The sequence below is a fragment of the Halomonas cibimaris genome, assembly GCF_039537045.1.
Lineage (GTDB): Bacteria > Pseudomonadota > Gammaproteobacteria > Pseudomonadales > Halomonadaceae > Vreelandella > Vreelandella cibimaris.
Genome location: NZ_BAAAZT010000011.1, coordinates 1 through 22,538, shown reverse-complemented (window position 1 = coordinate 22,538; position 22,538 = coordinate 1). Strand labels below are relative to the sequence as shown.

The 22,538-nt window shown below is 63.0% G+C and carries 21 protein-coding genes; 10 read left to right on the top strand and 11 right to left on the bottom strand.

The annotated features are described in order from the left end of the window. Positions 1-38: 38 nt before the first annotated feature. Together ABD654_RS01135 and ABD654_RS01130 are read right to left on the bottom strand one after the other, a co-directional pair. A complete protein-coding gene (locus ABD654_RS01135; protein WP_344701449.1) occupies positions 39-422 on the bottom strand; it encodes a hypothetical protein in 384 nt (127 codons plus the stop codon). Positions 423-460: 38 nt separating this feature from the next. After that, the gene (locus ABD654_RS01130) at positions 461-1,003 is read right to left on the bottom strand and encodes a TspO/MBR family protein (RefSeq protein WP_344701447.1); all 543 of its coding nucleotides are present in this window, start codon (positions 1,001-1,003) and stop codon (positions 461-463) included. Between the two features lie 209 nt (positions 1,004-1,212). On the opposite strand from ABD654_RS01130, the gene ABD654_RS01125 reads away from it, so the two are divergent. Further along, a complete protein-coding gene (locus ABD654_RS01125) occupies positions 1,213-2,892 on the top strand; it encodes a methyl-accepting chemotaxis protein (RefSeq protein ID WP_344701445.1) in 1,680 nt (559 codons plus the stop codon). A 29-nt stretch (positions 2,893-2,921) separates the two neighbouring features. Here ABD654_RS01125 and ABD654_RS01120 read toward each other — a convergent pair whose 3' ends face one another. Next, a complete protein-coding gene (locus ABD654_RS01120; RefSeq protein WP_344701443.1) occupies positions 2,922-3,293 on the bottom strand; it encodes a hypothetical protein in 372 nt (123 codons plus the stop codon). A gap of 357 nt (positions 3,294-3,650) precedes the next feature. Here ABD654_RS01120 and ABD654_RS01115 point away from each other — a divergent pair, with 357 nt between their 5' ends. Further along, positions 3,651-6,734 (top strand): bifunctional diguanylate cyclase/phosphodiesterase, encoded by a 3,084-nt coding sequence (locus tag ABD654_RS01115; protein WP_344701441.1) that lies wholly within the window; start codon positions 3,651-3,653, stop codon positions 6,732-6,734. Positions 6,735-6,776: 42 nt separating this feature from the next. On the opposite strand, the gene moaA is transcribed toward ABD654_RS01115, so the two are convergent. The 4 genes from moaA to mobA all read right to left on the bottom strand — a co-directional run bounded on the left by moaA (position 6,777) and on the right by mobA (position 11,419). Beyond that, complete coding sequence (moaA, locus tag ABD654_RS01110) at positions 6,777-7,820, bottom strand: GTP 3',8-cyclase MoaA (RefSeq protein ID WP_344701439.1); 1,044 nt, start codon at positions 7,818-7,820, stop codon at positions 6,777-6,779. A 72-nt stretch (positions 7,821-7,892) separates the two neighbouring features. Continuing rightward, positions 7,893-9,224 carry an RNA-guided endonuclease IscB gene (iscB, locus tag ABD654_RS01105; RefSeq protein ID WP_344701453.1) on the bottom strand — a complete coding sequence of 444 codons (1,332 nt, stop codon included), beginning with the start codon at positions 9,222-9,224 and terminating at the stop codon, positions 7,893-7,895. Positions 9,225-9,533: 309 nt separating this feature from the next. Beyond that, complete coding sequence (gene moeA, locus ABD654_RS01100) at positions 9,534-10,823, bottom strand: molybdopterin molybdotransferase MoeA (protein ID WP_344701437.1); 1,290 nt, start codon at positions 10,821-10,823, stop codon at positions 9,534-9,536. Continuing rightward, the gene (gene mobA, locus ABD654_RS01095) at positions 10,820-11,419 is read right to left on the bottom strand and encodes a molybdenum cofactor guanylyltransferase MobA (protein ID WP_344701435.1); all 600 of its coding nucleotides are present in this window, start codon (positions 11,417-11,419) and stop codon (positions 10,820-10,822) included. The genes moeA and mobA overlap by 4 nt, the downstream gene beginning before the upstream one ends. Before the next feature lie 264 nt (positions 11,420-11,683). On the opposite strand from mobA, the gene ABD654_RS01090 reads away from it, so the two are divergent. From ABD654_RS01090 to ABD654_RS01080, 3 genes are read left to right on the top strand one after another with little or no spacing between them, the layout of a single operon-like run. Continuing rightward, the gene (locus ABD654_RS01090) at positions 11,684-11,998 is read left to right on the top strand and encodes a DUF1244 domain-containing protein (protein WP_344701432.1); all 315 of its coding nucleotides are present in this window, start codon (positions 11,684-11,686) and stop codon (positions 11,996-11,998) included. A 15-nt stretch (positions 11,999-12,013) separates the two neighbouring features. Next, positions 12,014-12,535, top strand: coding sequence for a molybdenum cofactor biosynthesis protein B (moaB, locus tag ABD654_RS01085; RefSeq protein ID WP_344701451.1), 522 nt, complete (start codon positions 12,014-12,016; stop codon positions 12,533-12,535). Continuing rightward, on the top strand, positions 12,528-13,778 hold the full coding sequence (locus ABD654_RS01080; RefSeq protein ID WP_344701430.1) for a molybdopterin molybdotransferase MoeA: 1,251 nt from the start codon (positions 12,528-12,530) through the stop codon (positions 13,776-13,778). Before moaB ends, ABD654_RS01080 begins: the two co-directional genes overlap by 8 nt. Positions 13,779-13,875: 97 nt before the next feature. Here the strand turns inward: ABD654_RS01080 and ABD654_RS01075 are convergent, their stop codons facing one another. Both ABD654_RS01075 and ABD654_RS01070 read right to left on the bottom strand, forming a co-directional pair. Next, complete coding sequence (locus ABD654_RS01075) at positions 13,876-14,394, bottom strand: hypothetical protein (RefSeq protein WP_344701428.1); 519 nt, start codon at positions 14,392-14,394, stop codon at positions 13,876-13,878. 36 nt (positions 14,395-14,430) lie between these two features. After that, entirely contained in the window at positions 14,431-16,164 is a 1,734-nt protein-coding gene (locus ABD654_RS01070) for an OPT family oligopeptide transporter (protein WP_344701426.1), read from the bottom strand. A gap of 276 nt (positions 16,165-16,440) precedes the next feature. Between ABD654_RS01070 and ABD654_RS01065 the strand changes: the two genes are divergently transcribed. From ABD654_RS01065 to ABD654_RS01055, 3 genes are all read left to right on the top strand, one after another. Next, a complete protein-coding gene (locus ABD654_RS01065; RefSeq protein WP_344701424.1) occupies positions 16,441-17,379 on the top strand; it encodes an ABC transporter ATP-binding protein in 939 nt (312 codons plus the stop codon). After that, entirely contained in the window at positions 17,376-18,137 is a 762-nt protein-coding gene (locus ABD654_RS01060; RefSeq protein WP_344701422.1) for an ABC transporter permease, read from the top strand. The genes ABD654_RS01065 and ABD654_RS01060 overlap by 4 nt, the downstream gene beginning before the upstream one ends. Before the next feature lie 151 nt (positions 18,138-18,288). Then, positions 18,289-19,443 carry an iron-containing alcohol dehydrogenase gene (locus ABD654_RS01055; protein ID WP_344701420.1) on the top strand — a complete coding sequence of 385 codons (1,155 nt, stop codon included), beginning with the start codon at positions 18,289-18,291 and terminating at the stop codon, positions 19,441-19,443. Between the two features lie 77 nt (positions 19,444-19,520). Here the strand turns inward: ABD654_RS01055 and ABD654_RS01050 are convergent, their stop codons facing one another. Next, on the bottom strand, positions 19,521-20,261 hold the full coding sequence (locus ABD654_RS01050; RefSeq protein WP_344701418.1) for a ZIP family metal transporter: 741 nt from the start codon (positions 20,259-20,261) through the stop codon (positions 19,521-19,523). Between the two features lie 168 nt (positions 20,262-20,429). Between ABD654_RS01050 and ABD654_RS01045 the strand changes: the two genes are divergently transcribed. Then, on the top strand, positions 20,430-20,879 hold the full coding sequence (locus ABD654_RS01045) for a tellurite resistance TerB family protein (protein WP_344701416.1): 450 nt from the start codon (positions 20,430-20,432) through the stop codon (positions 20,877-20,879). Then, entirely contained in the window at positions 20,879-21,505 is a 627-nt protein-coding gene (locus tag ABD654_RS01040) for an exopolysaccharide biosynthesis protein (protein ID WP_344701414.1), read from the top strand. The genes ABD654_RS01045 and ABD654_RS01040 overlap by 1 nt, the downstream gene beginning before the upstream one ends. A 96-nt stretch (positions 21,506-21,601) precedes the next feature. Here the strand turns inward: ABD654_RS01040 and ABD654_RS01035 are convergent. Continuing rightward, positions 21,602-22,538, bottom strand: a 937-nt coding sequence (locus tag ABD654_RS01035) for an RNA-guided endonuclease InsQ/TnpB family protein (protein ID WP_344701412.1), incomplete at its 5' end; no start/stop codon positions are given.

The following is a 22,538-nucleotide window of genomic DNA, read 5'->3' as shown; positions in this document are numbered from 1 at the left end:
TTATTCTGTCCGCTTTTTGTCAGAAATTTGGGCACCCATTATGCACGAATATTTTGGATCAGGCACTTAACGGGGTTGGCCGGGTGATTGCCCTTGATGTGAAATACCTGGGTCAGCGGGTCGTAGGTGGCGTTTTTTTCTTTCAGCCAGTCGATCAGGCGCTGATCGGTGGCGCGGCCGGGCTGTGTAAAAATCAAAAAAAGCGAATGCTGGCGGGGGTTTTGCCGTCGCTCTGCCGGCTTTTGCGCTTCCGCGTGGGGTGACGCCGGCTCGCCGGCTGCGCTTTTGGGAGCCGGCGGCGAGCTGTCAGCGGCCTGCTTGCGCCGCCGGGAAAGGGCGATGCCGGAAAAAATAGCCGCTGCTGTCAGCCCCAGCGTGAGCGAAACGAGTGCCAATATCTCGGCAAGCGGCAGGGTTTCCATGCGTGCATCCTCTTTGTGTTGTCCCGAAGCGATCGCCGTTAGGCGCCGCGGTTACGCCGCCAAACGCTGGCGTTAAGCGCCAGCGCCAGCATAACCCAGAGAAGATACGGGGCCATCAGCCAGCCGGCAAGGGCGCTGACGTGGGAGAACAGGGCGGTGGTCACCACAATCAGGCCCAGCAGCAGGGCAATGTCCGCCAGCCCCAGCAGTATCTGCCGGCGGCCGAAAAACAGCCACGACCAGGCGGCGTTGGCGGCCAGCTGCAGCGCATAGGCGACAAGCCCTGCCGTGCGCCACGCCGAAGGCTCGGCCATGAACACCCGCCAGGCAGCAAGCGCCATGAGCAGATACAGCACGCCCCAGGCGATGGGAAAGGCCAGATTCGGCGGGGTCCAGGCGGGTTTTTTCAGCTGACGATACCAGTCGTCGGGGCGAAATCTGGCACCGCTCGATGCCGCGGCAATGACCAGGCCGAGCGACACCAGCAGGCTGGTTACTGACAATAACACTTCCACCTCCCCGGCTTTGGCCGTAAGCGCCGCACGGCGCCGGCCGACACCGTTGTGACATGAAACGAGCATTTTGCCCGCGACGCTGCTGTCCGGGCAAGCCGGCGGCGTGTTGCAAGGGCGCCGGCGTTATGGCATCGGGGAATATCCTTGAATCTTTTGATACAGGTCAGCCGCGGCGCTAAATTGGGGCGACAATTCAGGTATAATAATGACGTATCTACATGCCTGCCGACGTACCTGCGTTGCCAGACGGACCTGCGTCGCTAAAAGGAGACACAATGCGTTTGACTATCAAGTCCTACCTCGTTGCCATGATTGGCTTGATGCTGTCGCTGATGTTGCTTATTGGCGCTATGGGGTTTGTCGGCATGGCGGCATCCAGCCGTGCCGTGGACAAGCTCTATCAGGATAGCCTGCGGTCCACGCAGCAGATCACCTCGCTGAACGACTATGCCAAGGACATGGTGCTGGAGCTGACGCTGGCCGGGCAGCACGATCCGGCGCTGGCCGTGAGCGATCTGCACGACCATGAAGTCCAGCAGCACATGGACAACATCGTCTCCGACATGTCGGCGCTGGACAAAGCCTGGACGAACCTGCGCGATGGCATCCTCGGCGTGAACAGCGCGGCAACGGTGGAGCAGTTTCGCAGGCAGTACAAAGCGCTGCTGTCGGCGATCAACCCGATTATGCCGCTGTACCTGGCAGGCGAGTATGACCGGGCCAACGAGACGGCCTTTACCGAGGCGCTGCCGGCCTACCACAGGATGAGCGCAACGCTGAAAGCGCTGATTGACGAGGAAGAAGAGCAGGCCAAAAGCGCCTACGAAAACGCCGAAGACCGAGTGGCGTTTATGCGCAACCTGATGATCGCTGCGCTGATTGCGGCTGCGATCATCAGCGCTGTGCTGGGCACTTTGCTGGTTCGGCGCATTATTCGCCCGCTGGCGCTGGTCAAGGGCCACTTCCACGCCATGGCGCAGGGCGATTTGAGCAACACCATTGCCAGCACCACGCGCGATGAAATCGGCGACATGATGCGAGAGCTTGCGGCCATGCAGCATAAGCTCAGCGAGCTGATCGGGCGCATCCAGGTATCCGCCGACTCGATCTCCACGGCGTCCGGGCAGATTTCCACGGGCAACGTGGACCTGTCACAGCGCACCGAAGAGCAGGCCTCAAGCCTTCAGCAAACCGCGGCAAGCATGGAAGAAGTGGCCGCTACGGTGAAAAACAACACCCGCCATACCAGCGAGGCCAACCAGCTGGCGCACACGGCGAGCCAGTCGGCCAGCGACGGCGGCGAAAAGGTGGAAAAGGCCGTGGGCAAAATGCACGAGCTTACGCAGAGCTCGGATAAAATCAGCGGCATCGTCAAGCTGATCGACGGCATCGCCTTTCAGACCAACATTCTGGCCTTGAACGCCTCGGTAGAGGCGGCCCGCGCCGGTGAGCAGGGGCGCGGCTTTGCCGTTGTCGCCCAGGAAGTGCGCAGCCTGGCTCAGCGCTCGGCCGATGCGGCCAAGGAAATACAGCAGCTGATTGTGGAAAACGGCGACGTGGTCAAGGAGGGCAGCGTTCTGGTCGAGGCCGTGGGCGAGTCCATGGAGCAGATCGTTGGCAACATCGGCAAGGTATCCAGCCTGATGGAAGAGGTCAGCCGCGCCTCTGACGAGCAAACATCCGCGATTGATCAGATGAGCACCGCCATCAATCAGATGGACGAGGTAACCCAGCAAAACGCAGCGCTTGTGGAGCAAACGGCCAACGCCTCGGCTTCCATGGAGTCCCAGGCCGGCGAGCTGGCCGATGCGGTGGCTTTTTTCAAGCTGGACCACCAGACCGAGCAGCCGGCACTGGCGCCATCGCGGCCGGCAGCGGCGCCTGCAGCCGCGCCCGCGCCGGCCGGCCGTGATACGTCACAGGCAAGCGACGACGACGATTGGGAAACGTTCTAGCGGCCGCTGTATGCGGCGCGCCGACGGATTCAGCGCCGCTGCCAGGGCCAGCGGCGCTTTTTTGTCGGCCGTTCCAGGCAGGCCACGGCATGGCCCAGCGGCAGCAAAATCGCGGCCAGCTGGCGATGGCACAGGGTGCTGCTGAGCACGCCGGGGCACTGCTTTAGCAATCGATCACAGTGCTCCGCGGCGACGCTGAGCTGCCGGCCGGAATCGGCACACAGCGGTTCAGCCTGCTGCTGGCAGCGGTCAAGCTCTCTTGACAGCATGGCAAGCAGGCTGGCGTCCAGCCAGCACGGCAGCGGATCGTCCAGGCGGCCGGCAATGGAATGCTGTATCGCCTCGAACGAGGTGCGTAGAAAGATCAGTGTCTGACGCAGCTGGCGGGCTTCGCTGTTCATGACCGGGGTGCCTTTTATATTGATTCTCATTTGCTTTAAGCTAACGCTAGCGGCATTGTATCGGCCTGTCAACGCCATGCCCCTGCGCCACCGCTCGACGCCGGCCGCGGCCCCTTTGCTGCGCGGCCGCAGCGGGTGTGTATCGCCAGCAGGGCTTACTGCATGGACGCACCTTGTACGATGCTGCGTTAGCTGTCATAACTATGTCATAGTAGCTGGCATAGCAACTGATATAGTAACTGGTAATGTAGCAGCAATCGGCAATGCAGGCGGCATTGCGAGTAGACAGATAACGGCTCTGCCTGACTCGTCGTGCTACCGTGGCAGCCGCGACGACGACAGAGATCTGCTTGCGCCATGACCGACGCTTCCCGCATTCCTTACGACATCACTGAGCGCACGTGCCGGCGTCTTCGCTGCCGCGCGTTTATTTTTTACGGCGTGGCGCTGGCGGTGATGCTGGCGGTCTTTTCCTGGCTGCTTTACGACCAGTATCAGCGCGAGCTTGAAACCGCCGACGGGCATAACGCCACCCGTGCGGATCTGATTGCCCAGTGGGTCAACACCACCTTCGCTCTGAGCGATCAGGCGCTGACGGGGGTCGCGCCGCTGCTTGCGCCGCCGTTTGACGCTGTGCTGCACACCCCCTACGCGCTGGCGGATGCGCTGGCCGCGCGCCGGGATATGCTGCCGCTGATCGACGAGCTTGCGGTCATTGACGTGCAAGGCCGGGTGCGCGCCAGTTCGGCCGGCTACCACCCGCCCGGCTTTGATCTGAGTGGGATGGCCTACTATCGGACGTTTATCAACGATCCGGCGCGGGACCAGCACACAAGCCCGCTGTACTGGTCGGCCTTTACGCAGAATTACTATATTGCCTACACGCGACGGCTGCGCGATGCCGCCGGCGATTTTGCCGGGCTGGTAACCGCCCGGCTTACGCCCCGGGTGTTTGACAGCCCTCTGGAGCGTCTCGCCATGCGCGACGGCGAAAGCGTGGCCCTGATCGACGACCGCCAGCAGCTGCTGGCTCGCCGCCCCAGCATCGACAGCGCAGGCGGGCTTAACGCACTGACCGACAGCGACACCCTGGCCGCTTTTTTGCAAGGCGATGCGCGCTCCGCCTCAATGCGGCTGGTATCGCCTCTGGACGGCGTCGAGCGGCTGTACCGGCTGGAAAAGCTGTCCGATCTGCCGTACACGGTGATAGTCGGTGACCGCATTGACGTGGTGCTGGCCGGCTGGACGCAGCGTCTGTGGTCGCTGGTGCTGATTGCCGGCGCCGTGGCCCTGCTGGGCTTTTGGGTGGTGTGCCACTACCTTGGCCGCCTGCAGCTTGATCGCCAGCTGGCCGAGCGTATCGGCGAGCGCGAAGCCGCGCGCGCCCAGGCGCAGATGCGTGAGGCGCGTCTGGAAGCGCTGGTGTGCTCGATCCAGGACATGATCTTTGTGCTCGACGCCGAGGGCCGTATTACTTACGTTCACGTCCCGCAGGGGCAAGCGCTGCTGCACCCGGCGCAGTCAAAGCTGGGCGCGCGCTACGCACAGACGCTGCCTGAGCCTGCCAGCCGGCAGTTTTGCCGGATCTTTGAAGATGTCAGACGCAGCGGCCAGGCGATCGATTTCGACTACGAAACCTGGCGGGAGGGGCAGCCGCACTACTTTCAGGCGATACTGAGCCCGCTGGCCACCGGCGACGGGCACTTCAGCGGCGTTATGGTGACGGTGCGCGACGTCACCCAGACAAGGGCCAACGAGGCCGATCTGCGTATTGCCGCTACCGCCTTTCATACCCATATGGGCATGATGATCGCCGACGCCCAGGGCCATATTCTCAAGGTCAACGAAACGTTTTCCCACATTACCGGCTACGCAGAAGAAGACGTGCTGGGCAAAAATCCCCGCGTGCTCAGTTCCGGGCGCCACGACGCCGCCTTTTATCAATCGCTTTGGCGCAGCGTGAACCGCTATGGCTGCTGGGAAGGCGAGATCTGGAACCGGCGCAAAGGCGGCGACGTCTATCCGGAATGGCTGACCCTGAGTGCGGTGCACGACGACCGCGGTGAGCTGACGCACTACGTCGCCACGCTAAGTGACATTACCGAGCGCAAAGCCGCCGAACGCGAAATTCAGCGGCTGGCGTTTTACGACCCGCTGACAGGGCTTGCCAACCGCCGCCTGCTTCTTGATCGCCTGAGCGAAAGCCTGGCAGACACCCGGCGCAGCTCGACCCACGATGCGCTGCTGTTTGTCGATCTGGACAATTTCAAACAGATCAACGATACCCTGGGCCACTACGCTGGCGACCAGCTGCTGCAGCACATTGCCCGCGAGCTCAAGCGCACGCTTGCCGACGCCGACACGCTGGCCCGGCTGGGCGGGGACGAGTTTGCCGTGCTGCTTCGCGCGCTGGATGCCGATCCCGCAGCGGCGGCGCAGCAGGCCGAGCGTATAACGCACAGGCTGCTCAACGCCATCAGTATGCCGGTGGTGCTGGATACCGGCACGGTCATGATCACCGGCAGCATCGGCATCGCCACGCTCGACGGCAGCGAATCCGGCGCGGAGTCCTGCCTGCAGCAGGCCGACATAGCGCTGTTTCAGGCCAAGGCAGCCGGGCGCAACACGCTGGCCTTTTTCAACCCGAAGATGCAGGCCGAGCTGGTCAGCCGGGCGCAGCTGGAAACCGACCTGCGCCGGGCGCAGGAAAACGACGAGTGGCGCTTGTTTTACCAGCCGCAGGTTGACGAAAACGGCGAGCTCACCGGCGTGGAGGCGCTGCTGCGCTGGTCGCATCCTGAGCGCGGCATGGTCTCTCCGGGTGCGTTTATCCCGCTTTTGGAAAGCACGCGGATGATCAACGAAGTCGGCATCTGGGTGCTGGAAGCCGCCTGCCGGCAGCTGGTGGCATGGCAGCGTGATGCGCGCACCGCGGACTGGGAGATCGCCGTCAACATCAGCCCCGTGCAGTTTACCGAAGACGATTTCGTGCCTCGGGTAAAAGCCGTGTTGCAGCGCACCGGCGCGCCGGCAGCGAAGCTTAAGCTGGAAGTGACCGAGACGCTGTTTGTCGATGCTCGCAACGAAACGCGCGAGAAAATGCAGCACCTGCGCGAGCAGGGCGTGCAGTTCTCGCTGGACGACTTCGGCACCGGTTATTCGTCGCTGGCCTATTTGGCCTACCTGCCGCTGGATCAGCTGAAAATTGATCAGGGCTTTGTTCGTGACCTGCCGCAAAGCGAGGCCAACAGCGCCATTGTGGCAAGTACCATCGCGCTGGCGCATAGCCTGGGGCTTGCCGTGATTGCCGAAGGCGTGGAAACCGACGAGCAGCGCCAATGGCTTTATGCGCGGCGCTGCTACGCCTATCAGGGATACCTGTTCGACCGCCCGCTGCCGGTAGATGAGCTTGAAGCCCGGTGGCGCGGGGCGGCGACGTAAAACCGCTTTGTGAGACGCCAAGCGCGCAGGCAGGGGAGAACGTCAACCACCGGTCATGTTCATAAAGCGCACCACCTGTACGTCCCCGTCGGTCGTGAAGTGGTGGCGCTCGGGCTTGAGCGGCATGGCATTGATAATGGCGGTTTTCAGCGCGTCCATGTCGCCCGGGTAGCGGCGCAGCACCGCGCGCAGGTCCACCGAATGCTCGTTGCCCAGGCACAGCAGCAGCCGGCCTTCCACCGTGACCCGCACGCGGTTGCAGGTGGAGCAGAAGTTGTGGCTGTGCGGTGAAATAAAGCCGATGCGCGAGTCGCTGTCCGCCATGCGGAAATAGCGCGACGGCCCCGGCGTGGCCTCGGTGGTGGGAATCAACGGATAGCGCGCCTCGATGCGCTTTTGCACATCGTCGCTGGAGCAGTAGGTTTCTGCCCGGGAATGATCGGAGACATCGCCCAGCGGCATTTCCTCGATAAAGCTGATATCCAGCCCCTCATTCCGGGCAAATTCCACCAGGTCCAGCACTTCGTCTTCGTTGCGCCCTTTGAGAATCACCGCGTTGAGCTTGATGCGCGCAAAGCCGGCCGCTTTGGCCGCGCGGATGCCCTCGATGACCTTGTCAAGGTTGCCGGTGCGGGTCAGGCGCTTGAAGCGCTCGGCGTCCAGCGAGTCCAGGCTGATGTTGAGCCGGCGCAGCCCGCCGGCATAGAGCGCCTCGGCGTGCTTGGGCAGGCTGGCGCCGTTGGTGGTCATGGTGAAATCATCAAGCCCGGGCAGCGCGCCGATGTGGTCCACCAGCTGGGTAATGCCGCCGCGTACCAGCGGCTCGCCGCCGGTCAGGCGGATTTTTTCCACCCCAAGCTCGGTGAAGGCCCGGGCAATCATGCCCATTTCTTCCAGCGTCAGCACCTGGGCCCGGGGCAGAAACGTCATGTCTTCGCTCATGCAGTACACGCAGCGAAAGTCGCAGCGGTCGGTGACCGACATGCGCACATAGTTGACCCGCCGGCCGAAGCTGTCGATCAGCTGCTGCTGGGGCGGCCGCTGTGAACGGTGTGGCCGTTGCGTTGGTTGTGGATCGCGCGTCATCAGAACTTGCGCGGGATACCCGGTACTTCGAGTGCCGGGAGGGATAGCGCGTCGCCCGCAGGGCGACCCGGATTACGCTACCGCCTGTCCCGCTCCTCCCTTGTGGTTGATGGATGGTGTGAGGTGGTAGCCGTAGCCATCACCGCGCTGAATCAGGGTGCAGTATTGGTACGAAATGCCTTGCACTGCCCCCTGTTGCGTCTGGATGTTGAAGCGGTCGGTTTTGCGCACGGCCACACGGCCCGTATGCGTGCCGGCTTTCCTGCCGGCGGGCACGATGGCTTTCACCATGTCGCCGGTCTGAAAGCCCTTAACCTGTTTTTGTCTCATCAGGTAGCCACGCGGAAAGCCGTGCCGGGTCAGCCGAGTGCGCTGATAACTGCCGCGTCCGGTGGCCTTGATCGTCAGCGTCGGCACCTGCCAATGGTGCAAGGCGTCCATTGGGCCGACGCAGGCGGCGTCCAGGGCGTGGGTCTTGGGGATGCCGAGCCGCTGGCGGTTGTATTTGGTACGGCCACCCGTGCCGACCGTCACCGGCAAGCCGGTGGCCTTGAGGGCATTAAACAGCGCCCAGCGGGTCGCATTGACTGCACTGGCATCGCGTAGCGGCTGCTTGAGCTGGCGCTGTACGCGTTCAAGCTGCGCGCTTGCCGACATACCGGTGGCCTTGAGGCGCTTCTTCAAGCCCTTGTCGGTGGCGAAAAAGTCCGCCAGCGGCAACGTATCCTTCGCCTGGTTGCAGGCGCGGCAACTCAGCGTCAAATTGCTGATGCGGTTGGAACCGCCCCGGCTGCGTGGTTCAACATGCTCGACTTCCAACGGCGTCTCGGTGGCGCCGCAGTAGGCACATGCCCGCCCCCACTTTTCCAGCAGATACTCCCGCACCTCGTAACCGAGCAGCGTGCCTTGCTGGTACTCGACGCCGCTTATCTCCGGATTGTCGAGCCGCTGGGTATCAAAGCGCACCAACTCCTGATCCAGCGCGGTGATGGGGGCGAGCCTGCGCAGCCGTTCCCCCCAGGCCGTGACGGTATCGACACGATGCTGCAACGATGGTGGCAGCCAGCCGGCTTTGCGCGTGCGGTTGTTAAACCGTGGCGCCCGGTAGCGCAGATGGGCCGAGCGGCGGCGGCGCCGAAACGCGGCGCGCTGCTCCAGCGCCTTTTTGATCTGGAAGCCGCGATGCAAAAGCTCGAACAGACACAGCACATGGCGCTGCTCACCGTCCGATTCACGCATCAGCGCCAGCCCCGTGGTCTTGCTGCCGGGGTCAATGCCCAGGCGAAGCGGTTGCGTGTCGCCGCCTACCCGATCCTTGAGCCGGATCGTGAACGGGTAGCGTTTGTGTACTACGGCGCGACCGCGTTCCAGCAGCAATCGGGCACGCTTTTCGCTGCACGGCATCAACGGCTGCTTGTGTTTATCCCATACGAAAACCGCCATGGCGATTTCCTCCCGTGTTCATGCCCTTACGGGCCTTGTGTCGCGGATCGTTCGATCCGTCTCCCCTCGGGAATGTCGATAACCGGCTCCTGCCTGGCGGCAGCGGTCAAGACCTTCGGCGTTTTACCTTGCGCCCGCATGATCCCGACCTTTCAGAGCGCCGAACTGAGGAAGCATTCGGCGGTGAGTCTTGACGACCTGCTATCAACGTAGTGGCCATGTTGCCCGCTCTCCCTGGTCAACCGGGCCTGTTTTCACAAGCCTCTCCCTTCAGGGAGAGGTAGTTGACGAATCTCTCCTCAGCGGCTGAATCGTGACGGTCTCGCCCGGCGATACCGCCGCGCAGGTGTCGGGTAGTTCAATCAGGCAGTTGGCATCTACCATTGACGCCAGTATACCGGAGCCTTGAGCGCCGGTGCTGCGCACCGTCAGCTGCCCGCCGGCGCTTACGCTGTACACCCCGCGGATAAAGTCGCAGCGGCCTTCGCGCCCGCTCAGCGCTTCATCCGCCGCGGCGGTTAGCCGCCGGGGCGTGGGATCGGGTTGATCGTGAAGCCGGCCGAGCAGCGGTGCGACAAACTGTAAAAAGGCGACCATGGCGGCCACCGGGTTGCCCGGCAGGCCGACAAACGGCGTGCGCGCCTCGCCCAGCCAGCCGCAGGCCAGCGGTTTGCCCGGGCGCATGGCGACGCGCCAGAAGGCCAGCTTGCCCAGCGCCCCCAGGGCTTCGCGGGTGTAGTCGGCCTGGCCCATGGAAACCCCGCCGCTGGTCAGCACCAGATCGGCCTTTTTGGCGGCCTGATCAAGGGCCTGGCGGATGGTGGCCGGGCAGTCGGGCAGAATGCCCAGATCAACCACTTCGGCGCCGTGCTCGCGTAAAAGCCCGCTGATGGTAAAGCGGTTGGCATCAAAAATGCCCGCCTCCGGCAGGGCCTCGCCCGGGGCGGTGACTTCGCTTCCGGTAGAGAAAACCGCCACCCGAGGACGGCGATACACGGTCACCTCGTCAACGCCCAGAGAGGCGGCAAAGCCGAGCCTTGCGGCATCGAGCCGCTCGCCGGCGTCAAGCGCTACGCTGCCCCGGGCAATGTCTTCACCGGCCCTGCGTACGTTCTGCCCGGTGCGCACGCGCTCAGGAGTGCTGACCACGACGTCATCGTCGTGCTGGGTCAGCTGTTCGCGCATAATCACGGTATCGGCGCCGGCCGGCAGCGGCGCGCCGGTGGCAATGGTTATGCACTCACCGGCAGATAGCGTCGCCCGAAAGGGCACCCCGGCCAGCGCCCGGCCGACAAGCGGCCAGCGGGATTGGCCGGGCTGCCAGGCAAGGGCGATGCCGTCCATGGCGGCGTTGGTATTTTGCGGCACGTCGATCGGCGCGATAATGCGCTCCGCCAGCCGCCGGCCGTGGGCGTTGGGCAGTGCCACGCGTTCGTGGCAAAGCGGCGTTTCGACCAGCGTCAGCAGGGTGCGACGGGCCTGATCTACGTTGAGCAGCTGATCATCCAGTGCAAAGCAGGACAGCGGCTCGGTGGTACAAGGGGATGACGATGCGCTCATAAGGCCTCCTCGGCCCGTGTGGCTTCAAGGCGTGTTTTATCCGCCGGCGTATTGACGTTGACAAGCCCGGCGGCGCTGTCGGCCATCGCTACGTAGCGCACGCGGTGGCCGGCGTAAAATCCGCTGACCGAGCGCTCGCCGGCGTCAAGCGCCTGGCCCAGCGCCTCGCTAAGATCGGTACGCAGCAGCGCCACTACCGGGTGCGCGCGCTGGCCGTCGTGGGCCACGGCGATGTCGGCCTCGCCCAGGCCATGGATCAGGCGCGCGGCGATGTCGTCGGGCAGCGCCGGCGTATCGCACGGTGCCACCACAAGCCAGGGCGTTCGCGCCGCGCAGAGCCCGACGTAGAGCCCCGCAAGCGGGCCGGGATAGCCGGGATGCTGATCGGCCAGTACGCGATCTGCGTAGCGCGCGTAGCACCGGGGGTGACGGTTCGCGCTGATCAAAAGCTCGCTGACCCGGCCGGCAAAGCGCTCGCTGACGTGTGCTACCAGCGGCCGTCCGGCCAGCCGCTCCAGGCCCTTGTCGCGCCCGCCCATGCGGCGCCCCTGGCCGCCGGCGAGAATCAGCCCTGTAAGATCATGGGGGGAAATCATGCGGGTCTCCGTGGCCCGCCGCCGGCGTTTTTGGCTGTGCGGCGGGGCGTGCTATACCTGAGTCAACCGGTCGAGTATGGGAATGATGGCGTTGCGGCTGGTGCTTTGTCCAGCCCGTTTGTTGACCGATCGGTCAGTGTTTCCGGCGATCGGCACGGCCATGCCGGCCCTGGCCGCCGGCGTGCATTTTGTTAAGCTGGCCGGACGCGTTGTTCCACCGTCATTTACGCTGCTTTTCAAGCGGCCCGTTAGAAGAGATTTTTCATGCAAGCGCTGGACCCTTCAACCCGTACCGAGCTTGAAGCCGCGGCCTTTCGCCGTCTGTTGCGCCACCTCGACGCGCACAAGGAAGTGCAAAACATCGAGCTGATGAACCTGGCGGACTTCTGTCGCAACTGCCTGGCCAAGTGGCTGGTGGCCGAGGCCGAGCAGCGCGGCGAGGCGCTCGACTACGACGCCGCCCGAGCGTATGTCTACGGCATGCCGTATAGCGAGTGGAAAGCCCGCTACCAGCAAAAAGCCACCCCCGAACAGCTGGCCGCCTTCGAGGCGCGCCAGGCACAAAAGCAGGAGGCCTAGCCGATGAACGAGCCCATGAGCGAGGCGCCGGTACCGCTGAACGTTGCCGTGCTGACGATTTCTGACACCCGCACCGAGGATACCGATAAAAGCGGCCGGACGCTTGTCGAACGGGCCACCGCCGCCGGCCATCAGGTGGTGGCCAAGCGCATTGTCAAAGACGACGTCTATTGCATTCGCGCCATCGTCGCCGGCTGGATCGCTGATCCTGACGTTCAGGTAGTGCTGACCACCGGCGGCACCGGCTTTACCGGCCGTGACTCCACCCCTGAAGCGGTGACGGTGCTGCTGGACAAGGAAGTGCAGGGCTTCGGCGAGCGCTTTCGCCAGCTCAGCGGCGATGAAATCGGCAGCTCCACGGTGCAAAGCCGCGCGTTCGGCGGGCTTGCCAACGGCTGCGTCATTTTCTGCTTGCCCGGCTCTACCGGTGCCTGTTGCACCGGCTGGGACGGCATCCTTGCCGAGCAGCTCGACAGCCGCCACAAGCCGTGCAACTTTGCCAGCCTGGTGATCCCGGGGCGGGGGCAGCATGGCTGAGCATACCTGTTCGCACTTTTCTGCCGAGCCGGGCAGCGTAGAGCAGGCGCTGGGCGCGCTGCTGGAAGGCGTCACTCCGCTGGCCGGCGAGCGGCTGGCGCTGGAGCAGGCCGGCGGGCGCGTGCTGGCCGATGCGCAAATTGCGCGTCTTGACGTGCCGGCGTTTGATAACAGCGCCATGGACGGCTACGCCCTGCGCGCCGCAGACGCCGGCAAGCGGCTGCCGGTGAGCCAGCGCATAGCCGCCGGCAGCGCCCCCGAGGCGCTTTTGCCCGGCAGCTGCGCGCGGATTTTTACCGGCGCGCCTCTGCCCCCGGGGGCAGACTGCGTGGTGATGCAAGAGCGCGTTGAGCGCGACGGCGACCATGCCGTGTTCCCCGACGGGCTGAGCGCCGGCGACAGCATCCGCCGGCGCGGCCGAGACGTGGCCTACGGCCAAGAGCTGCTGGCCGCCGGTACCCGGCTCAACGCCGCCGCGTTGGGGCACCTGGCCGGGCAGGGTATCGTCGAGGTTGCGGTGCGCCGCCGGCCGAAGGTGGCGCTTTTATCCACCGGCGATGAAGTGATCGACCCCGGCACGCCGCTGGGGCCGGGGCAGCTCTACAACAGCAACCGCCCCATGCTGACGCGTCTGTTGGAAAGCTTCGGCGCCGAGGTGGTCCGCCGGGTGAACGTGCCTGACGACGTTGGCCAGACCCGAGCGATCATCCGTGAGGCCGCCGAGGTGGCCGACGTGGTGGTCAGCACCGGCGGGGTTAGCGTAGGCGAGGAAGATCACGTTAAAAACGCCCTGGAGCGCCTGGGCCGGCTGGATCTCTGGCGGCTGGCCATTCGCCCGGGCAAACCGCTGGCCCTGGGGCGTTTACCCAAGCACGGCGGCGAGGCCAAAGAGGGCGGCGAGGCGCGCTTTGTGGGGCTGCCCGGTAATCCGGTGTCAAGCTTTGTCGGCGCCTGGCTTTTCTTGCGCCCGCTGATGGGCGCGCTGACCGGCTGCGCCGCGCTTGCCACGCTGCCGGCGATGACCGCCACCGCCGACTTTGCCACCCGTACCGGCCCGCGCCGCCACTATATGCGCGCCGCGCTGGCGTTCACCCCCCAGGGCCCGGTGGCGACAGCTTTTGCCGACCAGAACTCCGGGGTGCTGTCGTCCTGCGTAGACGCTGATGTGCTGGTGGATGTACCGCCCGATGCCACGGTGGCAAAGGGCGATGCGGTCACCTGTTTGTGGCTTGCCGGCGGATAAACCGCTGGGCTGCCGGCGGGCTCGCGGCGCCGGCAGCCGCCCTTGCGTATGGCCGCCTACGCCGCGTCGCCTTCCCGGCGCTTTTGGCTCGACGAGCTCAAGAATTCACCTGCCTTTGGGCAGCATCGAAGACCTCTTGGGCATGTTTGAACTGGGCGTTGGCTTTCGAGATGTACAATAACACCTCGTCTATATAGCCATCGGTCGAGGCCGACCAGATGCGGTTGATATAGCGCTCGCCGGCGGCAAAGGAGCTCATGATGTCGGCAAAACATTGAATGCCGAAAAGGTGTTTCATGCTGTTACGGGCATCGGCAAAGCGCATCAAGTCATCGCGAAATACACGATCAATTTCAAAGCGCATTTCATAGGTCGGGATGCTGTCCTTGCGACCTTCCAGGGCGTCGAGATTCGCCACGATACGATGCAGCGAGGTGGCCATCACCGCCTGGTTGTTTTTCAGCGTGTCGCCGTGAATCGCGGCTTTGTTGGACGCTCTGATATAAAAGAACGCCCCTATAAAGCCAAGCGTGACGATGGGCAGGAAAAAAAGCCAGTCAACCTTTTCGGCATCAAGCGAGGTAAGAAAAGCACCGCCTAAAAAGGCCAGAATCACAAAAACAAAGGCTACGTTTTTCATCATATCTTCCTTTTAGGCGGCGGCTATAACGTAAACGGCGTTGCCCACACCGACCAGGGCTTCGCCCACGATAAGGCCGGCGGCAATCGGAATGCCTTTATCTTCTGCCCACTTTTTGCCTTTGGTACGGTCGACGATTTCTCGCACCAGGGTGCCAACGGCGTAGGTTAAAACAATGCTGAAGGGCAGATAAAAACCCAGGCCGACGGTAATGCCCAGGCCGGTTTGCAGCAGGGAAAGCAGACCGCCCAGCAGCGCTCCTGCCATGTATTTTGCGGACGGCACATCGCCGCCGGTAATGCCTTCAATCATGGAAGCCAGCGCCTGCCCCTGCGGCGCGGGAAACTCCTTGCCGCCGAGGCCGAAGGCCTTGTGCAGCATGAAAATCAAAATGATCACGACAATAGGGCCAAGCCACGCCCCCATGAACTGGCCCAGTTGCTGCTGGCGCGGGGTCGCCCCGACCAGGTAGCCGGTTTTCAAATCCAGCATCAGGTCGGTGGCCTGGCTCATCGCCACGCATGTCGCAGCGCCGACGGTAATTGCGGCGATGATCGCCGGGCCGGTGCTCATGCCGCCAAACATCTGGGTCACCATGATCAGCAGGGTTACGGCAATCAGGGTAATTCCCGAAAGCGGTGACCAGTTGGTGCGGCCAATGGATTCCGACAGGATAATCCCTGCCATCCAGATCCACACAGTACCCAGCGCGGCCATGGTGACGCCGCGCAGCAGACCCACTTCCCTGGCCGAGGTGACCGCCATTACGCCGAGCAAAATGGCCGCCCCTATCACCGCAAAGTAAAGCAGCTTGATGGGCATTTCGTCACGGCTTAGCGCTGCGTTGCTCTTGGCCGATGACTGCATCGATTTGATCGCCGAGGTAATAAGCGGCAGGGCAAAGAACACGCCTACAACGGCGCCGCCGATCAGCATGCCGATCCCGGTAGGCCGGAAAAGTATCAGGCGCAGCGCGTCAGGGTCGGTGATGGTGACCCCGTCAATGACGGGAAACGCATGGGTGAGCGCCAGCAGCGGGGCTAAAACCCAATAGCACACAAAACCGCCGATGATAAACGCAAGCCCGCCGCGTCCGGCGATAAAGGCAACGGCGACGGTCATCAGCGATAGATACCAGGTGCCGTTGAGATACGCCGGTAGCCCGAGCTGTTCAAACAGCGGCCAGTACTCCACGCCTGAAACCAGCGAGACGATGTGTACTACACCGGAAAGCAGCATCGCCCCCACCAGCAGCGATGCCTTGCGGATGCCGGCGCCGGGGGATTTCAAAATCGACGCCACTGCCACCCCGCCGGGGTAGGTCAGGCGTTCGTAGTCGATCATCTGTTTACGCAGGGGAATGATAAAGGCGATGCCCAAAAAGGCCCCGGCGATGGCGCCGAACGTGAGAACGTAAGGGTTAAACTCGGTGCCGTAACCCAGAATGAAAATGGCCGGCACGGAAAACATCATGCCGGACGAGGCCCCGTTGACCCCCGAGGCCACGGTTTGCACCACGTTGTTTTCCACAATCGAGCGGCGGCGCAGCATGCCGCGCAGGATGCCAAAACCCAAAATCGCGGCAAGCTCTGAGCCTTCAATGGAAAAGCCCAGCTTCAAGGACGCATAGCCAATGGAAACGGCCAGAATAATACCCAGAAAATACCCCACGATGACGGCATGGGGCGTGAGTTCCGGATAGGGGCCGCGCATCAGCGGACCGGCGGGAGGGCTTTTATCAGACATGCTGTTTCCAGGCTTTATGCAATGAATGGACGAAAAAAACGCGTGCATGGCGCACGCTCTGCAGGTATTGAAAAATGCTAATACAGATGACGTACATAGGAAAGCGGTCTCACGCTGAAAAGGCAGCGCTATTCAAGCCTGGCCAAGGGCCCGCCCTTCTGCGGGGCGGCCGGGTGCGAAGGTACAGCGGCCAGGCCGGGGCCAGATCGCGGTGTGCCGCGTGCTCTGCCAGGCGTGCTAACCTAGACGACCTTACACGTTGGCAAGGAGCGCGCGGTGAACGATCCCATTATCCGTATTGACGGCGTGGGCAAGACCTACGAGGGCGGCTTTAAGGCGCTAAAGCGCGTGGATCTTGAGATCCAGCGCGGCGAAATATTTGCTCTGCTCGGCCCCAACGGTGCGGGCAAAACCACGCTGATCAGCATTATCTGCGGGCTTGTCTCCCCCAGCAGCGGAGAGATCCGCGTGGCCGGCTACGACATCATCCGCGACTACCGGGCCGCGCGCTCGCGCATTGGCCTGGTGCCCCAGGAGCTGACCAACGAAGCCTTTGAAACGGTGTGGAACACGGTGAGCTTTAGCCGCGGGCTGTTCGGCTGCCCGCCAAATCCGGCGCATATCGAAAAGGTGCTGCGCGCGCTGGCCCTGTGGGACAAGCGCAACAACCGCCTGATGACGCTGTCCGGCGGCATGAAGCGCCGGGTGCTCATTGCCAAGGCGCTGTCTCACGAACCTCGGGTATTGTTTCTTGACGAACCCACCGCCGGGGTCGATGTTGCCCTGCGCCGGGAGATGTGGAACGTGGTGCGCCGGCTGCGCGACGACGGCGTGACCGTTATTCTCACCACCCACTACATCGAGGAAGCCGAGGAAATGGCCGATCGTATCGGCGTGATCAACCACGGTGAAGTAGTGCTGGTGGAAGAAAAGGCCGCGCTGATTCAAAAGCTTGGTCGCAAACAGCTCACCCTGCAGCTGCACACCCCGCTTGAGCGCGTGCCCGATGCGCTGGCACCGTTTGCCCTGCGCCTGGCCGACGACGGCGCCTCGCTTGTTTACACCTACGACGGCGCGGCCAGAGAAGAGGGGGAGCCCGGCATCGCCGCGCTGTTGAGCGCACTGAAAACCGCTGATATCCGCGTCAAGGATTTGCACACCCGGCAAAGTTCGCTGGAGGATATCTTTGTTGACCTGATCGAGGAGCCGGCATGAATTTCTATCCCGTTCGCGCCATCTACAAAGCCGAAATTTCCCGGGTGCGCCGCACGCTGCTGCAAAGCATTGTCTCGCCGGTGATCTCCACCTCGCTGTACTTTGTGGTGTTTGGCGCAGCCATCGGCTCGCGCATTTCCGAGGTGGCAGGGGTGAGCTACGGCGCCTTTATCGTGCCCGGGCTAATCATGCTGATGCTGCTGACCCAGAGCGTGTCCAACGCCTCGTTCGGCATCTTTTTTCCCAAGTTCTCCGGCAGCATCTATGAGCTTTTGTCCGCGCCGATTTCGTATCTGGAAATCGTCATCGGCTATGTGGGCGCGGCGGCGTCGAAATCGATACTGCTGGGGCTGATCATTCTGGTCACGGCCAACTTTTTTGTGCCGCTGCGCATCGAGCACCCCCTGTGGATGCTGCTGTTTCTGGTGCTCACCGCGGTAACCTTCAGCATGCTTGGCTTTATTATCGGCATCTGGGCCGACGGGTTTGAAAAGCTCCAGCTGGTGCCGCTTTTGGTGATTACCCCGCTGACGTTTCTCGGCGGCACCTTTTATTCCGTCGATATGCTGCCGCCGTTTTGGCAGGGCGTGACGCTGTTCAATCCGGTGGTGTATCTGGTCAGCGGCTTTCGCTGGAGCTTTTACGGCATCAGCGACGTAAGCGTCGGCGCCAGCGTTGCGGTGATTGCGCTGTTTTTGTGCCTGTGTCTGGCCACCGTGGCGTGGATCTTTCGCACCGGCTACCGCCTTAAACCCTGAGAGTGCGGCCTTTTGCCACACCGTATGGCCTGTCTTGCTGTGCTTTGTTGCCATGCGTCAAGCACCGTCTGTGGTAACCGGGTTATCATCGGTGGACAAACCCAAGCCGCAGCGGCTTCTCTGGGCTGCGGCCTATAGCGAGGAATGGAACATGAGTCAAACTGCTGGTTTTTTCATGCCTTCTGTATCGTTGTTCGGAGCCAACGTCCTTTCGGAGCTTGCCGAGCGCGTAACGTCTCTGAACGGGAAAAAGCCCCTGATCGTGACCGACAAGGGCATGACCCGGCTTGGGTACACCAAACAGGTCACCGATCTGCTTGAGCAGGCGAGCATTGCCTACGAAATTTTCGATGACGCCGTCCCCAACCCCACCGACGAAAACGTCGAGCAGGGCGTAGACGTCTATCAGCGCGCCCAGTGCGACATGCTGATTTCACTGGGCGGCGGCAGCTCCCATGACTGCTGCAAGGGCATCGGCCTGGTCGTGGCCAACGGCGGCGCCATCGCCGACTATGAAGGGCTTGATCAGTCGGCCGCTGGCCTGCCGCCTTTTATCGCGATCAACACCACGGCGGGCACGGCCAGTGAGCTGACGCGCTTTACCATCATCACCAATACGTCCAACCACGTGAAAATGGCCATCGTTGACTGGCGCGTTACGCCGGATTTGGCGATCAACGATCCATCGATGATGGTGGATATGCCGCCTTCGCTGACGGCTGCGACCGGCATGGATGCGCTGACCCATGCGATAGAGGCCTATGTCTCCACAGCGGCCAACCCGATTACCGATGCGTGCGCGCTGCAGGCGATGCAGCTGATTTCGCGCTACCTGCGCGTGGCCGTGGCGCGCGGAGATAACCTGGAAGCGCGCGATCGCATGGCGTATGCGCAGTATCTGGCCGGGATGGCGTTCAACAACGCAAGCCTTGGCCACGTGCATGCCATGTCCCACCAGCTGGGCGGCATGTATGATCTGCCTCACGGCGTGTGCAACGCGCTGCTGCTGCCCCACGTTTGCGAGGTCAACCTGATGGCCGCGCAGGAGCGCTACGCCGACATTGCCCAGGCCCTGGGGGAAAACATCGAGGGGCTGGCGGTGCGCGACGCCGCCAAGCAGGCGATAGACGCCATCCGCTGTCTGTCCAGCGACGTGGGCATTCCCCGCACGCTCAGCGAGCTGGGCGTGCAGGAAAAAGACATCGACACCATGGTCAAGCACGCGCAGCAAGACGTATGCGCGGCGACCAACCCGCGCCGGCTAAACGATGAGGAAGTGGCCGCGATTTTCCGCGCGGCCATGTAAGCGCACCGCTAAGCCGGCGCCCGGTAAAGGCCCGGCCGCACCACGCCCCGCGCTGCATCGGCGGGGCGTTTTCTTTGCTAGGCGAGTACGAGCATCTGGAAGGCCATCATAGCGGCAAACCCCAGGGTGGCCACCGTGGCAGCCGAGCTATGGCTGACGCGCTTTAACGCTTCCGGAAACAGCTCCGAAAAGACCATCCAGACCATCGCCCCGGCGGCAACCCCGAGCCCGACCGGCAGCAGCGGCCGGAAGGTTTCCACAAAGAGAAAAGCGGGCGGCGCCATCAGCGGCTGCGGCAGGCTGGTGAAGATGGCCCATAGGCCGGCTTTCCAGGCCGGAGTGCCGCGCGGGACCATAATCAGCGCAATGGCCAAACCTTCCGGCACGTTGTGAAAGGCAATGGCGGTAGTGATGAAAGCGCCAAGCCCGTCGCTGCCCGCAAAGGAAACGCCTACGCCCACGCCCTCTGCAAAAGAGTGGGCGGTCATGATGCCCAGAATCATCAGCGCCTTGGTCGCGTTAGCGCCGCTGAGCTCTGCTATTTCAACCTCGCCTTTGTTGGACAGCAGCTTGTCCGACACGACGATCGCGCCCAGCCCGAGCAGCACGCCGGCAAACGTCAGGGTAATATCAAGGGCGACCCCCTCGGCGATCAGGCTGTGGCTTGCGGCCAGCATCAAACCGGCCGCGGCGGCGTTGGACCAGCCCATGGTACGCGCCCCCAGGCTTTTGACGAACAAAAAGGGCAGCGCACCGACCCCGGTCATAACGGCAGTCAGCATAGCGGCAGCGATGATAAACCAGAGCGAAGTGTCCATGGGCGGCCTCGTTGACGAGTCAAAAGTAGAAAGAAGATAGAAAAAGAGACAAAGGCGAGCCGGGCAGCGTCGGATAGAAACGTAGACGCTGCAACTTTGGCCGGCGCGCGCGGTCACAGGCGACACTGTGTACTTGTGATGCTATACGTCGATAAACGGGAGCCCTACATGCTGGACGCTGTCACCCGGTTTTTTCAGCGCGCACTGGCCGCGCCCGAACGCAGCCAGAATCCTGCGCTTACCCTGGAGTTGGCCTGTGCGGCGCTGCTGTGCGAGATCATGCGCGCCGACTTTGACACAAGCGCCAGCGAACGCGAGGCGTTGCGCACCATGCTGGTCTCAAGGCTTTCCGTAAAGGCCGCCGACGTCGATGAGCTTATGGCGCTGGCCGAAAAAACCACCGATGAATCGGTTGATCATTACCGCTTTGTGCGCCTGATCAGCCGCCATTACGATCAGGTTCAGCGCTTTGAGCTGGTCAAACTGATGTGGCAGATGGCCTGGGTCGACGGCACGATCGACCCTCAGGAAGAGCACCGTATTCGCCGGCTGGCAGGGCTTTTATACGTCAGCCACGGCGACTTTATTCGCGCCAAGCTCGAAACGGAGCCGCGCTGATGTCGGATGCTCCCGCCGATCGCACGCTGGCGCCTGAAAACGTTCCGCCCACCGCGAGCCTGACCCAGCTGCTGGCGCTTTTGGAGCGCATTGAACGCCGCCACCCCAGGGTCAGCGTAGAAGACATTTTAACCGCCATCGACCGGCGCTCCTTCGGGCCCATGCTGCTCGTTGCCGGGCTGATTACGCTGGCCCCGCTGATCGGCGATATTCCCGGTATGCCCACCCTCATGGCGCTTTTGGTGCTGCTCACCGCCGGGCAGCTTTTGGCCGGGCGGCGGCGCTTTTGGCTGCCCGGCTGGCTGCTCAGGCGCAGCATCTCCCGGGACAAGCTCGACAAGGCGCTGGCGTATCTGAAAAAGCCTGCCGGCTGGGTAGACCGGCTGCTGCGCGTGCGCCTGCCGTGGCTCACCGGCTACTGGGGCAGCCGGCTTACCGCGCTTACGGGCATCGCCATTGCGCTGGCCATGCCGCCGATGGAGTTCATCCCCTTCAGCGCCAACGGCGCAGGGCTTGCGCTAACGCTGCTGGGGCTGGGGCTGGTGGCCCGGGACGGCTTGGCGCTGTTACTGGGCCTGGGCCTGACCGCAGCGACCTTTGCCGTGGTAGGCCTGAGCGTGCTCTGACACTCCCCGCCCGCCGCGCACTGCGCTTTGGGCGAGGGTTCCTGGGTCACCCCGAGAACCTTCCTGCTTCAACACGCCTTCACTAGACCGTGACGATTAGGCCACAGCCCCCGATCCAGTCGCTCCACAGGCTACCCCCGCCCGTCCGGCGGTTTCGATATTCCTGGCCGCGTTGATATCGCGGTCAATGGCTTGGCCGCAGCCATCACAGTGCCAGTGGCGCTGCGATAGCGGCAGTCTTTCAATCCGGTGGCCACACTCGTGGCACGTCTTGCTGCTGGGCAGCCATTGGCTGACCTGAATGAGCTGGCGGCCCGCCCAGTCGGCCTTGTAGGCCAGCTGGCGCAGGAACTCGCCCCACCCGGCATCGCTGATGGCTTTGGCCAGTGTTCTGTTTTTGAGCATGCCGACAATGTTCAACGTCTCGACGCAGATCACTTGGTTTTCGTTGACCAGCGTTCGAGTCGCCTTGTGCATGGCGTCGCGGCGGCAGTCCGCGATTTTGGCGTGCAGACACGCCACCTTGAGGCGCATTTTGTGGCGGTTGTTCGAGCCTTTTTGTTTTTTCGCCAGCCGGCGTTGCAGGTAGGCCAGTTTGGCGGCATACCGTTTGAGATAGCGTGGGTTGCCGGATTTCTGCCCTTGGCTGGTGATGAACAGGTCGGTCAGCCCCAGATCAATACCCACGGTACGGGACGTGGCCGGCAACGGCTTGGGCGTGAATTCGCACAGGCAGCTGATGAAGTAGCGGCCTGCACGGTCGCGTGAAATCGTCACGCTGGACGGGGCGCCGGGCAGTGGCCGGCTCCAGCGGATCGGTAGCGGTGTTTTCGTTTTGGCGATAGTGATCTCGCCGTCCCGGTAGCGGAAGGCAGCCTTGGTCAGTCGGATGGATTGCCGGCCATCCTTGGCCTTGAAGCGCGGATATCGCGCCTTGAGCGTCGGATTGAAGAAGTTGTCGAAGGCCGCTTTTTGATCGCGCAGGGCTTGTTGCAGGATCACGCTGGACACGTCCTTCAGCCACGGATATTCC